Consider the following 13230-nt stretch of genomic DNA (forward strand, 5'->3'; position numbering starts at 1 on the left):
GTTAGTTAGAGCGTTTTTGGTAGTTGTATGAATTGCCGTTTTGCTTGTGTCAGTTGAAGGGGCGTTTGCATCACCTTGACCCTCATTTGCACCAAATCGAGGTGTGAGTGCGTCACTTCGTTCTCCATTTGCATTTGGTCATTTGCCTTGCATCAGGTGAGGATCCGTTTGCTTCACTTTAATACCGCCAACCACGCTTCTACGAGTCCAACCCCCCCCCTCACCCAAAACAAAAAACCCCCTTTAAAAAGGAGGTTCTACAATCTATTTTCTTAACATAAAGTAAAATGAAGCTCTCTTACATGTCGTCGTAGTCAATACTATTATCATTTACATAACGCTGGATCGATGGCGCCTCGTACGTCATCATCGTGTCTACGAGTCGGCCAGAATCTGATCCAATTAGAAGCATAGAAAGAAAGCTCTCGTGTAAAAACGACTCTCTGACCATGTGATCAAGCATGTTAAGGAGTGGCTCATAATAGCCATCAATGTTTAAAATACCGATTGGCTTTGCATGCAGACCAAGCTGCGCCCACGTGAACACTTCAAAGAATTCTTCCATCGTGCCTGCGCCGCCAGGAAGGATTAAAAAGCCATCGGCAAGCTCTGCCATCGTGGATTTACGTTCGTGCATAGAATCGACAATAACAAGCTCCGTTAACTCTGGATGAGCGATCTCTCGCTCTTCAAGCATTTTTGGCATAACCCCAGTTACCGTACCCTTGCCTTCTAGTACAGCGTTCGCAACAGCTCCCATGATTCCTACGGCGCCGCCACCATAAATGAGCTTGATATCGCGGCTGGCAAATTCATTTCCTAGCTTTTGCGCTGCTTTGGTGTACATTTCAGATTGCCCACTACTAGATCCGCAAAATACAGCAATTTTTCTCATGCCAAATCCCCTTCCATCTTGGACGGTTGCCCTTAATTATCAGACTCTTGTGAACTAATCATACGTCTTGAGACATGTTTATGCAAGCCTTTGGTTGGATTAGCGTACACGACTTTTTTGAGAAACAAGGGAAGCACGCTGCTCCCATTCTGGCTTCAGCAAACTAAAGACCGCAGAGTCAGAGTATCCCGTAGTTAGCTTTTCGTTCGCACGTAAAACACCATCCTGTTTAAAGCCGAGACGAGTTGGAATCGCAAGGCTCTTTTCGTTCTCAACAGCGGCCTTAATCACCACGCGGTATAAATCAAGATCACGAAAGACATGATCAACCATAGCCTGGCAAGCCTTCGTCATAATACCTTTGCCTTCGAAATCTTTACCCAACCAATAGCCGATTTCTGTTGAGTTATTTCCTTTATTAATAAAATGAAAACCGATCAGACCGGCTACGTGTTCATTATGTACAATAACAGCCTGAAAGCCATTGCCTTTTGCTGTCTCCGCTAAAGCAGACTTTATATAGCTTTCGGTGTCCGCAACTTCTTTCGTAAATTCTACAAAAGGTAACCAAGGAGAGAGGTTATCAGACTTTTGAATAAGCGTAAAAATTTCTTCGGCATCATTCATATGTAGAGGTTTTAAATACGTCGCTTCATCTAATTGGTGAGTAAACATCAGGTCACTTCCTTTTTTTCCTTATTATAACATAGCTTCGTCATAGCAAGGAAGGTGGTACAACGACTGTTTGAAGTATCAACCTGATTCCGATGCTTAACCTCGACTTCGGATAATCGAAAGCATTAAAAGGATAATTGAAGCACATTTCCGGATAATCGAGGGAGATAAACGGATAATCGAAAGCATTAAACGGATAATTGAAGCATACTTCCGGATAATTAAAGGCAGTAAGCGGATAATCCGAGCCCGCAAACGGAAAACCGAAGCCAACACCCAGTTAATCAAGAGCCACCAACCAACTAAATGACTAAGCCCAGTTTCCCTGCATGAAATAGGAAAAGGCCGGGACAGTTAACCACCTTGTCCCAACCCATTACTTCGCAGAGTTCTTTGCTGCTTTTGCTCGCAGTCGTACCCAAAACATCATGCCAAACACAACGCTACCAAAAAAGAAGAAAAACAGAAACAGAGACTCTGTTGCTATTGCCCACTGCCACTGACTCATGTTTATTCTCCAGCGTACATGTCGCGAGAGAGGACGTGCTTATCATCTTCTTCTTTACGTGTGAACCAGTATATAACCGGACAAAATCGAGTGATACCCTCTCCGATTTTCATCCCGCCAGCAATAAGCGTCCAAACGGGCCAATTGCGAGCGAAGCGCTCAGAGAGCTTAGCGATTCCATAACCGACTAAAACAAAACCTATTGTAATACGAATTAGAGCTTGAACAAGACCGATATTTTGCTTAATCATATAACTCCACTCCCTTCTTTAAAAGGTAGTATGCTCGAAAGGTTTAGGCTTCATGCAATTGGTCAAAAATCAGTAATAACGAATTAATAATTTTGTCACATGATATTTACCAGTTTTAAGATGAAGTGTGCTACAATTATGAAAACGTTTTCTATATTGGTATAAAGGGAAAAGTATTTGTAGATTTTTTGAGAATCTTGTTAGATTTCCTTCCATAAATATAAGACTATAGTATGAATAGAACAGGGTGATACATCATGGTAAAAGGCTTTTCCCATTATTGGACTAAAAGACAAATTCGTGAGCAACTTGCCGTGATTCAAGGCAAAGTCGCTCCAACAATGGTGATTCAAGGCGCGCAGTATTTAAATAGTATGCGCAAATGCTTTGTGTCAGGTAATATATGGATTCATCATGACCGCATCGTGTATGTGGGAGAAAATATGCCAACTAATTTAGATAATACAGAAATCGTCGATGCCTCAGGCAAATATGTCGTACCAGGCTACATTGAGCACCATGCGCATCCATTTCAACTGTATAATCCATTATCGCTAGCTGAGTTTGCTGCTGAACGTGGCACTACAACGCTTGTATGCGATAATATGCCATTCATGTTCCATCTTGAGCGTGAGAAGGCCTTCCACTTACTAGAGGAGCTTCAAAGCATGCCTACAACGTTCCTGTGGTGGGCGAGGTACGATGGCCAAACGGAATTGAAGAATAACAGCGACGTGTTTTCTTATTCAAATATGAGAGCTTGGATTGACCATCCTTATGTCGTTCAAGGCGGCGAGCTCACGGATTGGCCGAGTGTCTTGCAGGGAGACGACCAGATGCTTCATTGGATGCTCGAGACAAAGGATGCTAGGAAGCCAATTGAAGGTCACCTTCCAGGAGCAGGCGAAACGACGCTCGCTCAAATGGCGCTACTTGGAGTGGAGGCGGATCACGAGTCTATGACGGCGAATGATGTTTTAATGCGTCTTGATAACGGTATTATGTCGTCCTTACGCTACTCTTCCATTCGTCCGGATTTACCAAAGCTTCTGCGTGATCTCCACGCTGCTGGGCTAAAGTCCTATGACGAGCTAATGATGACAACGGATGGCTCGCCACCAGAGTTTATGTCTCAAGGCATGATGGATCACTTGATCTCACTCGCAGTAGAGGAAGGCGTCCCGTTTATTGATGCCGTGCATATGTGCACATATAATGTGGCGAAATATTTGTATTTAGATGATGTGCTGGGTATGATCGCTCCAGGTCGCTTAGCTAGCCTAAATATTTTATCAAGTGAGAATGACCCTAAACCTGAGAGCGTGTTAGCTAAAGGGAAATGGGTGGTAAGAGATCAAGACAGCATGTATCCAGATATCTCAACATTCGATTGGTCACGCTTTGGTTTTGAACCGTTTAACCTAGATTTTGAATTAACAAGAAAAGACTTCAAATTCTCGATGCCTGTAGGCTTAGAGATGGAAAACGAAGTAATTATGAAGCCATATCAAATCAGTCGCGACTTGACGTGCGAGGAGCTTCCGCTCGACTGTGATGAGCATTTTATGATGCTCCTTGATCGAAACGGAAAGTGGTCGGTTGAAACCTTGCTTAAAGGCTTCGCGACTTCTATTCACGGCTTCGCAAGTTCATTCTCGAACACAGGAGATATCCTGTTAATTGGGAAGAGCAAGCAAGGGCTGCTTGATGCCTTTAAGGAGTTGAACCGTCAAAATGGCGGTATAGTGGTTATGAACCGCGACGATGTGGCAGCTTCAATTCCTCTCCCAATCGGTGGTGGATTAAGTGACGCATCCTTCCCGTCACTTGTGGAGCAGGAAAATCATATGAAGCACACGTTAGAGGAACGAGGCTACAAGTTCTCAGGTCCTATTTATAGCCTACTATTTTTCTCCGCGACGCATCTCCCATACGTCCGATTGACGCAAAAGGGGATATTTGATGTCAAGAAGAAAAAGGTACTCTTTCCTTCGATTATGCGGTAAACTATTAAAGTGTATATAATGGAAAGGTAGGGTACGGGAGAATGAGAGCATGGATCAAGGGGATGGCAATAATCGGTGTCATCATAGCATGTACTGCTTGCCAAAACAATGAGGAGCCGTCGGCTAATAACGAGTCAGATTCCCCAGAGGTGAACGAGGAAGCTACTACGCCAAACAACAGTAACGATGAGGCGGAGGAAGAGAGCTTCACGTACACGTCACCTTTAACGGGAGTTGGGACGAATGATGAGACGACTCATCGTGCCTTTGGTGTTATGATCGAAAACTCTGCTCAAGCGCGTCCGCAAACCGGACTATATCAGGCAGACGTTGTATATGAGGTACTTAGCGAGGGGCGTATTACACGAATGCTCGCTATTTACCACAGCACACGCCCTGATGATGTTGGTCCTGTAAGAAGCGCCCGTGACTACTACATCTTTTTAAATAATGGTTTTGATGCTATCTATGCTTCTGCTGGAGGGAGTCCTCAGGCTTTCGAGCTGATTCAACGCGGTGCCGTTAACGCCATCAGCGGACTTGAATTTGACGGTATTCACTTCAGGCGCTCTTCAGACAGAAGCGCTCCGCACAATCTGTATACAAGCTATGACGATCTTGTTGCAGCAGCCGAGCGTTTAGGCTTCACAACAGAGGACATGGAGCCACCAGCACTGCCGTTTAATGACAATGCTATTTCAGAAAATACGATTGACGTAAATGAGGTCAGTATTTCTTACGGCAGCGCGTTAAACGATGTATCATTTGACTACTACGAGGAACTCTCTGGATATATCAGGTCTGTCGGTGGTGAACCAATGAATGATTACATCGACGACAATCCGGTAGCTCCACGAAACCTTTTTATCGTAGAAGCAAATCATCGCGTTATCGATGATGTCGGAAGACGTGATATCGATATTGAGAGCGGTGGTCGTGGCTATTTAATTTATGACGGTCAGGCAGTAGAGGTCGACTGGCAAAACGAAGAAGGTATTATTCTTCCATTCCAAGACGAGGAAGCCCTTTCCTTTTTACCAGGCCGCACGTGGATCAGCATCGTGCCGAGCCTTGACGACGTAACATTAATCAATGAATAAAGGAGTGTGATCGCATGCAAATTGATAAACTAAGAGGAAAAGAGCTTGATCAGCTTTTCCAAGCGATCTTAAGCCTAAAGGATCTTGAAGAATGCTATCAGTTTTTTGATGATCTTTGTACAATGAATGAAATCCAGTCTCTTGCTCAGCGTTTAGAGGTTGCACGTATGCTCATGGATGGCGATACATATCAGCGTATCGAAAACCAAACTGGTGCAAGCACGGCGACGATTTCTCGCGTAAAGCGTTGCATTAACTACGGTAACGATGGGTACAAGTTTACGCTTGATCGTGTGCATGAGAAGTCGGAATAAAGGAAAGCCGCTATTAGGAGTGAGACTCCTTGATGGCGGTTTTTAATTTACCTAAGTGCTAACTAGTTTTAAGAGAAGCCCTTCGGGCTAAAATAATCAATTGCTAACTAGTTAAATCTGCTCTCCGAGCTGTCAGCCCTACGGACACTCTACGACATCCATGGGGTCGGCCTTTGAGCTTCCTCGGAGGTAAAGAGCGCCTCCTGTGGGATCTCAAAAACCTCCTACTCCCATGGATTGTCTCCGAATGTCCTTCGGGTCTGCCAGCTCTACGTTTGATTTAAAAAGTACACGAGAAAAGAGCCTTCTTTTATAATGAAAGAGGCTTTTCTTCGTGTGAATTTGTCAGTTAAGATAAGTGGCTGTTTGGCAATTAGGATTTTTATGTACTGTATTTAAGATTAATGTACCGCGTACAAAATAAATGTACCGTATTCGGAATGAATGTACGTTAAGGCTTTCTTTCTTTAGTAAATGTACGCTACGCGAGATTTACGTACCGTATAAAAATTTTATGTACCATATACAAGATAAATGTACTGCGAACGAAATTCATTACTAAACTATAGAGTTCTTCAAAAGCTAGGCAACGACCTTTCGCCTAGTAATGAAATTAAAAAAAGGGTGTTCGTGTAATCAAGGAACTGTTCCTTTCGATTCTTAGGAGCGAAGGCTGGCGTCTCTGCTTTTGTATCAAGTATGGAAGCTCAAGAGGAGGCAGACTCGGAGAATGCCCGAAGACAATTAGCAGGAATAGGCAGGGAATGAGACCACGCAGGATGGCGTTTAGGTTAAGGCATTAGCCGCGACCTGCCGACGAGTAGGCTCAGGCACTGACCCTGCTAATGTCGTAGGGCGTTCGTAGAGCTGACCCCTTTCAACGTTAAGCTCAGGAGAATCGAAGATTCGAATATAAATGGTTTAACCAACCCCCTCACGACAACCCCTACACATTTTGTTATACTAACCACAGACAATACCGAAAGCAGTTAGGAGACAAACCGAATGAAAGAATACAACGAATGGAAGCACGTGTTCAAGCTTGATCCTGCAAAGGAAATTACAGATGAAAACCTGCAAACACTTTGTGAGTCGGGCACGGACGCTGTAATTGTAGGAGGAACCGATGGGGTGACGGAGGACAATACGCTTGATTTACTCATGCGCGTTCGGCGTTTTAGCGTTGCATGTGTGCTAGAGGTATCAAATCTGCATGCAATCATTCCTGGCTTTGACTATTATTTGATTCCGTCCGTCCTTAATACGACGCAAACGACGTGGATGAACGGGCTTCATCATCGAGCGTTAAAGGAATTTGGACACATGATGAACTTTGAGGAAGTGTTAACCGAGGGCTATTGTGTGTTGAATCAGGATGCGAAAGTGGCGAAGGTGACGTCTAGCATGACGCAGCTTGATCGCGAGGATATTATTGCGTACGCACGAATGGCTGATAAGCTGTTCCGTCTCCCAATTTTCTACCTGGAGTATAGTGGGATGTATGGGGATCCGACGATTGTCGAGGATGTGCGGGATGTGCTGGAGGATGCGAGATTGTTTTATGGCGGTGGCATTGATTCTGTCGACAAAGCCGAAGAGATGGCGCAGTACGCTGATACGATCGTCGTTGGCAACATTATTTATAGCGATTTTAAGGCGGCGATTAAAACCGTTTCTATGGGGAGAAAATAGTGTACACACGTCCTCGAATCGGCTATACTGAATTTTACAAGAACAAACGTTTGGTGGTGGAACTGTGAGAGAACAATTATTAGAAGGCTTAAATCCGCAGCAAAAAGACGCAGTGAAGCATAACGAGGGACCGCTCCTTATTATGGCTGGTGCAGGTAGTGGTAAAACACGCGTGTTAACGCACCGTATTGCGTATTTGATCAGTGAGATGGGTACCCCGCACTGGTCTATTTTAGCGATTACGTTTACGAATAAAGCTGCAAGAGAAATGAAGGATCGAGTTGCGAATATTATTGGTGGCGAGGCAGAGGAGATGTGGATTTCTACGTTTCACTCCATGTGTGTAAGAATACTGCGACGTGATATTGATCGAATTGGCTTTAATCGAAATTTCTCGATTTTAGATGGTGGAGATCAGCAAACGTTAATAAAGAGACTTGTAAAGGACTTAAATATTGATCCGAAGCGTTTTGATCCTCGCTCCATGCTAGGGTCCATTAGCTCCGCAAAAAACGAGCTGATGACACCTAAAGACTATGCTAAAACTGCAAATGGCTACTATGAGGATACGGTATCGAAAGTGTACGAAGCTTATCAAAAAGAGCTGAAGAAGAATCAGTCGCTTGATTTTGATGACCTTATTATGATGACGATCAGGCTGTTTCAGCAAGTACCAGAAGTGCTGGAGTACTATCAACGACGCTTCCGCTATGTCATGGTCGATGAGTATCAGGATACAAACAAAGCGCAGTATGAGCTTGTAAAGCTCATTGCAGATCGGCATAAAAACCTTTGTGTTGTAGGGGATTCCGACCAGTCTATTTACAGATGGCGTGGAGCGGATATCAAAAACATTCTCTCTTTTGAAAAGGACTATAAAAACGCGACAGTCGTTCTCCTTGAACAAAACTATCGTTCCACAAAAACGATATTAAAGGCTGCCAATCACGTGATTGATAATAACTTAAATCGCAAGGCTAAAAATCTCTGGACGCAAAACGTAGATGGAGAAAAAATCACGTTGCATGAGGCGGATAATGAGCATGCGGAAGCGCAGTTTGTTATTTCTACGATGAAAAAGCATTTAGATACAGGGAAATACAAGGCGTCGGATGTAGCTATATTGTATCGTACCAACGCTCAGTCGCGTGTAATGGAGGAACTGCTTGTAAAGTCAAATATGTCCTACTCCATTATTGGCGGCACGAAGTTCTACGATCGAAAAGAGATTAAAGACGTACTTGCTTATTTACGACTTGTTGCGAACCCAGATGACGATTTGAGCTTCCGTCGAATTGTCAACGTGCCAAAGCGAGGAATCGGTGCGACGACGGTCGATAAACTCCAAGCGTATGCAACAAGAAACGACCTGTCTCTGTACCAGGCTGTGCAGGAGATTGAAGAGGTTGGACTTAGTGCGCGCTTTACAAACACGTTAAAAGAGTTTGCGACGCAACTAAACGGTTGGGTTGCGATGCAGGATTATTTAACAGTAATGGATCTTGTTGAAGAAATGCTTGATAAGACGGGCTATCGCGATATGCTAAAGCAGGACAAGTCGTTAGAAGCAGAGGCTCGTCTTGAGAACATTAACGAATTTGTTTCTGTCGCGAAGGAGTTTGAAGAAGCAAGTGAAGATAAGACACTGATTGCGTTTTTAACAGATTTAGCGCTCATTGCAGATATTGATTCACTAGGTAAGGACGATGAGACGAAGGAAGAGGATAAGGTCGTATTAATGACGTTACACTCGGCTAAAGGGTTAGAGTTCCCGATCGTATTTTTAATTGGGCTTGAAGAGGGTGTCTTCCCACACAGTCGATCTCTCATGGAAGAGATGGAGATGGAAGAGGAACGTCGCTTGGCATATGTTGGTATCACGCGAGCAGAGCAACTTTTGTATGTAAGTAGAGCAAGAATGCGTACACTATACGGACGTACGAATGTGAACCCTGCCTCTCGTTTCTTAAGTGAGCTCCCAGACGATGTGATTAAGCAGGAAGAAAAGGCGGAGAAGGCATTGCCTTGGATGACTGGCTCAAGAGGCGCGCAAACTCGTCCGACATCTGTAGGAAAAACAGCTACGACGAGTCGCCCACTTCAAACAACGAATACAACAGCTGGCGCTGACTTTGAGTGGGGTGTTGGAAGTAAAGCCGAGCATAAAAAATGGGGTATAGGTACAGTAGTGAGCATCAAAGGTGAGGGAGAGCACATTGAGCTTGATATTGCGTTCCCACAGGTTGGAATTAAGCGACTTGCTGCTAAATTTGCGCCAATAACGAAGGTCTGAAGGTGATGACAGTGTCTAAAAAAGAGATAGATCGATTAACGGACTTATTGAATGGCTATGCCTATGCATACTATGTCGAGGATAATCCATCCGTGCCGGACTCCGAGTATGATAAGCTTTTGCACGAGCTGATGGAGCTTGAAGAGAAGAATCCAGAGCATAAACGCGATGATTCACCAACAGAGCGAGTCGGTGGTGAACCACTTAAACAATTTAAAAAGGTAGAGCACACGGTGCCTATGCTAAGCTTATCAAACGCATTTGACGCGGATGAGCTGAGAGACTTTGACCGACGTGTGAAATCAGGTCTAGATCATGATCCCACTTATATGTGTGAGCTTAAAATTGATGGACTGGCCGTCACATTGAGATACGAAAACGGTCGGTTTATTCAAGGTGCCACACGGGGCGATGGCTCGATTGGGGAGGATATTACCCATAACCTAAAGACGATTCCCTCCATTCCATTGCGCTTAAAAGAAGCTGCAACACTGGAAGTACGCGGTGAGGCGTTCATGCCCAAGAAATCATTTGAACGACTAAACGAAGCAAAAAAAGAGCGTGAGGAAGCGCTATTTGCTAATCCTCGTAACGCAGCCGCAGGCTCTTTGCGTCAGCTTGATCCAAAGATTGCTGCTGATCGAAGCCTTGATATCTTCATTTATTCAATTGGAGCTATAGAAGGAAAGCAACTTTCCTCTCATTCGGAGGGACTGGACTACGTACGTGAGCTTGGCTTTAAAACCAACAAGGAAGCAGAGCGCTGCGAGACGATTGAAGAAGTCATTGCGTACTGTGAAAAGTGGGTAGAGAAGCGCGCGGATCTTCCGTATGAAATCGATGGGATTGTCGTAAAGGTTGATTCCTTCGACGATCAGTCTGACTTAGGCTTTACTGCTAAAAGTCCGCGCTGGGCGACGGCATACAAGTTTCCGGCTGAAGAGGTTGTGACGACATTACGTCGTATTGAATTAAGCATTGGGCGCACCGGCGTAGTTACGCCAACGGCGATTTTAGATCCTGTGACGGTAGCTGGTACAACGGTACAACGTGCGTCGCTTCACAATGAAGACCTCATTCGCGAACAGGATGTGAAACTCGGAGATAAAGTAACGATTAAAAAGGCTGGCGACATTATTCCAAAGGTTGTAGCTGTGTTAGTCGAGCAACGTACTGGTGATGAGGAAGACTTTCACATGCCTACTCACTGTCCAGAGTGCGAGAGTGAGCTTGTGCGTATCGAAGGTGAGGTTGCGCTTCGCTGTGTGAATCCTAAGTGTCCAGCGCAAATTCGCGAGGGTTTGATTCACTTCGTATCCCGTAACGCGATGAATATCGATGGGCTCGGTGAGCGCGTGATCACGCAGCTCTTTGACCATTCTCTCGTGAGCGACGTGGCGGATCTTTATCGTTTAGATCGAGACGAACTATTAGCTCTTGAGCGTATGGGCGAAAAGTCAGTCGACAACTTGCTTGAAGCTATTCACACATCTAAACAAAATTCACTGGAGAAGCTATTATTTGGTTTAGGCATTCGCTACGTTGGCTCAAAAGCCGCAAAGACGCTTGCGATGCAGTTCGATACGATGGACAACCTAGAAAAAGCGACGGTTGAAGAGCTTGTGGCTGTTGACGAAATCGGATCGAAAATGGCTGACTCTATTGCGACTTACTTTGAGCAGGAGGAAGTCACCGAGCTACTTCAAGAGCTTCGTGAACTTGGTATTAATATGTCGTACACGGGACCTAAACCACAGACTGGCGGAGATTCGCCGTTTGCTGGTAAGACCGTCGTCTTAACTGGTAGTATGGAGCAGATGAGTCGTGCGGAGGCAAAAACGGAAGTCGAGGCTCGCGGTGGTAAAGTGACGTCTTCTGTTACAAAAAAGACGGATCTGGTTGTTGCCGGAGAGAAGGCTGGTTCGAAGCTTACAAAAGCGGAGGAGCTTGGCATTAAAGTACTGGACGAAGCGGCCTTTTTGGAGGAGCTTCAGAAGGGCTAATAGAGGAAGGATCGCTATCTGGCGGTCCTTTTTGCGTGAGGTTATGTCCTGTTGCTGCTTGCTGAGAGCGCATGTGTGGTTAGGCAAAAGTAGGGCTAGTGGTCCTAAGCGTTTGGTCGGGCTAGACCGGACGGCTTGTTTGTGAGAAAATATGATGGATATGTTAATTTTGGATTTATGCCTTTGTAGGCTGGGAGAGTGGATATAGATGAAGAGGATTGTTATTGGGGCGAGTCTTGCTTTTACTGTGCTTTTGGCTGGTTGTTTGCCACAGGTGGAGCGTGCGGAGGAAGAGGTTATTGTCGTCGAAGAGACGGAGATTGAAGAGGAGCAGGAGTTTATTGTGACGCCTTCGATTGATACGCCGGATAGCTACTATCGTAATATGCTGTCTGGTGATGGTGAATATTTCCGTAGTCAGGCTCGTGGTGTGGTCGCTGATGCGATGCAAAATCGCGTTGATTTAGATCAGTTTGAGCTTGGGCTGATGGAGATTGCAAGTAACCGTTTTGGTCAGGATGAATTTTATTTCCGTGAGGGTTCGTATATTTCTGGTGAGGTGATTAATAGCTGGCTTCGTCGCTATGATCCGGACAACGAGAATAACGTGAACGGGCTCAATCCGCAGCTTGCAGGCGGGGAATCGATGGAGGACCAAATGCGTAATGCGCCTCTGATGATTTCTCATATTATGGAGCACAATTATTTCTCGGGAAATGAAGAGGATGGCGTGAATCTTGGCGGTGTTGTGATCGGTATTGGCGTGCGCTCAGTGTATTATTTTCAGACGGAAACAGAAGATGGTCGTCTGAATTTCTTCGAGCAGGCGATTGATTCAGCTGAGGCGGAGGAGTATGCGCGTAATGCTGCTGGCATTATGTTGGAGCGTCTAAGACAGCGCGAGGGCTTAGAAGAGGTTCCGATTACGTTTGCCTTGTATCGTGAAGAACCGCGTGGATCGATTATTCCAGGTTCGTTTATTTCACTTGCTGAGGTAGGGCAAGGTCAAAACGAAATCAGTGGCTGGGATGCGATTAATGAAGATAATCTGATCTTCCCATCTGGTGCTGCTCGTGAAGCGCAGCCTGCGCTATCGGATAGCTTTACGGTGTTTAGAGATGAGATTGAAACGTTCTTTGGTCGAACGGTTGGAGTTGTAGGAAAGGGTCGTTATCAGAACGATACGCTTTCAGAGCTTCAGATTGAGTTAAATCTGCAGTCACACGGGAAGGCAGAGATCATTGCGTTAACGCAGTTTATTCGTGGGCGTTTAGATTCGACGTTCCAGGTGAATGCACCTGTAAATGTTTACGTGGAGTCGATCAATGGACCGGAGGCGCTGATCACGAGTATGCCGGACCAAGAGCCGTTTGTGCACGTTTATGGGAACTAATTAAAAATAAACTAGTTTCATAACAGCTCTTCGAGCTGTCAGCCCTACGGACACCTTGCGACATCTATGGGGTCGGCTTTTGAGCTTCCTCGTCGGCAGG

11 protein-coding genes are annotated in these 13230 nt (G+C 45.1%); 7 read left to right on the forward strand and 4 right to left on the reverse strand.

The genetic code is table 11. The annotated features are described in order from the left end of the window. Positions 1-298: 298 nt before the first annotated feature. From FLK61_RS05305 to FLK61_RS05315, 4 genes are all read right to left on the reverse strand, one after another. A complete protein-coding gene (locus FLK61_RS05305; RefSeq protein WP_176008470.1) occupies positions 299-895 on the reverse strand; it encodes an LOG family protein in 597 nt (198 codons plus the stop codon). A 99-nt stretch (positions 896-994) separates the two neighbouring features. Continuing rightward, the gene (locus tag FLK61_RS05310) at positions 995-1570 is read right to left on the reverse strand and encodes a GNAT family N-acetyltransferase (RefSeq protein ID WP_176008471.1); all 576 of its coding nucleotides are present in this window, start codon (positions 1568-1570) and stop codon (positions 995-997) included. Between the two features lie 376 nt (positions 1571-1946). Next, a complete protein-coding gene (locus FLK61_RS20165) occupies positions 1947-2078 on the reverse strand; it encodes a hypothetical protein (RefSeq protein ID WP_283811889.1) in 132 nt (43 codons plus the stop codon). 2 nt (positions 2079-2080) lie between these two features. Beyond that, positions 2081-2329: a YgaP family membrane protein gene (locus FLK61_RS05315; RefSeq protein WP_176008472.1), complete on the reverse strand. Its 249-nt coding sequence runs from the start codon at positions 2327-2329 to the stop codon at positions 2081-2083. A gap of 257 nt (positions 2330-2586) precedes the next feature. Between FLK61_RS05315 and FLK61_RS05320 the strand changes: the two genes are divergently transcribed. The 7 genes from FLK61_RS05320 to FLK61_RS05350 all read left to right on the forward strand — a co-directional run bounded on the left by FLK61_RS05320 (position 2587) and on the right by FLK61_RS05350 (position 13130). Then, positions 2587-4335, forward strand: coding sequence for an adenine deaminase C-terminal domain-containing protein (locus tag FLK61_RS05320; RefSeq protein WP_176008473.1), 1749 nt, complete (start codon positions 2587-2589; stop codon positions 4333-4335). A 41-nt stretch (positions 4336-4376) separates the two neighbouring features. Then, on the forward strand, positions 4377-5435 hold the full coding sequence (locus FLK61_RS05325; RefSeq protein WP_176008474.1) for a DUF3048 domain-containing protein: 1059 nt from the start codon (positions 4377-4379) through the stop codon (positions 5433-5435). A gap of 14 nt (positions 5436-5449) precedes the next feature. Continuing rightward, positions 5450-5749 carry a YerC/YecD family TrpR-related protein gene (locus FLK61_RS05330; protein ID WP_176008475.1) on the forward strand — a complete coding sequence of 100 codons (300 nt, stop codon included), beginning with the start codon at positions 5450-5452 and terminating at the stop codon, positions 5747-5749. A gap of 1005 nt (positions 5750-6754) precedes the next feature. After that, a complete protein-coding gene (gene pcrB / locus FLK61_RS05335; protein ID WP_176008476.1) occupies positions 6755-7441 on the forward strand; it encodes a heptaprenylglyceryl phosphate synthase in 687 nt (228 codons plus the stop codon). Positions 7442-7505: 64 nt separating this feature from the next. After that, positions 7506-9734, forward strand: coding sequence for a DNA helicase PcrA (gene pcrA / locus FLK61_RS05340; RefSeq protein WP_176008477.1), 2229 nt, complete (start codon positions 7506-7508; stop codon positions 9732-9734). A gap of 5 nt (positions 9735-9739) precedes the next feature. Continuing rightward, positions 9740-11737 carry an NAD-dependent DNA ligase LigA gene (gene ligA, locus FLK61_RS05345; protein WP_176008478.1) on the forward strand — a complete coding sequence of 666 codons (1998 nt, stop codon included), beginning with the start codon at positions 9740-9742 and terminating at the stop codon, positions 11735-11737. Between the two features lie 208 nt (positions 11738-11945). After that, positions 11946-13130: a CamS family sex pheromone protein gene (locus tag FLK61_RS05350; RefSeq protein ID WP_176008479.1), complete on the forward strand. Its 1185-nt coding sequence runs from the start codon at positions 11946-11948 to the stop codon at positions 13128-13130. The last annotated feature ends 100 nt before the right edge of the window (positions 13131-13230 follow it).

Origin of the sequence: Paenalkalicoccus suaedae, assembly GCF_006965545.2 — a bacterium.
GTDB classification, from domain to species: domain Bacteria; phylum Bacillota; class Bacilli; order Bacillales; family Salisediminibacteriaceae; genus Paenalkalicoccus; species Paenalkalicoccus suaedae.

Coding starts and splice junctions, on each gene's coding strand:
- FLK61_RS05305 (WP_176008470.1), bottom strand. CDS start 895: ATGAGAAAAATTGCTGTATTTTGCGGATCTAGTAGTGGGCAATCTGAA.
- FLK61_RS05310 (WP_176008471.1), bottom strand. CDS start 1,570: ATGTTTACTCACCAATTAGATGAAGCGACGTATTTAAAACCTCTACAT.
- FLK61_RS20165 (WP_283811889.1), bottom strand. CDS start 2,078: ATGAGTCAGTGGCAGTGGGCAATAGCAACAGAGTCTCTGTTTCTGTTT.
- FLK61_RS05315 (WP_176008472.1), bottom strand. CDS start 2,329: ATGATTAAGCAAAATATCGGTCTTGTTCAAGCTCTAATTCGTATTACA.
- FLK61_RS05320 (WP_176008473.1), top strand. CDS start 2,587: ATGGTAAAAGGCTTTTCCCATTATTGGACTAAAAGACAAATTCGTGAG.
- FLK61_RS05325 (WP_176008474.1), top strand. CDS start 4,377: ATGAGAGCATGGATCAAGGGGATGGCAATAATCGGTGTCATCATAGCA.
- FLK61_RS05330 (WP_176008475.1), top strand. CDS start 5,450: ATGCAAATTGATAAACTAAGAGGAAAAGAGCTTGATCAGCTTTTCCAA.
- pcrB (WP_176008476.1), top strand. CDS start 6,755: ATGAAAGAATACAACGAATGGAAGCACGTGTTCAAGCTTGATCCTGCA.
- ligA (WP_176008478.1), top strand. CDS start 9,740: ATGACAGTGTCTAAAAAAGAGATAGATCGATTAACGGACTTATTGAAT.
- FLK61_RS05350 (WP_176008479.1), top strand. CDS start 11,946: ATGAAGAGGATTGTTATTGGGGCGAGTCTTGCTTTTACTGTGCTTTTG.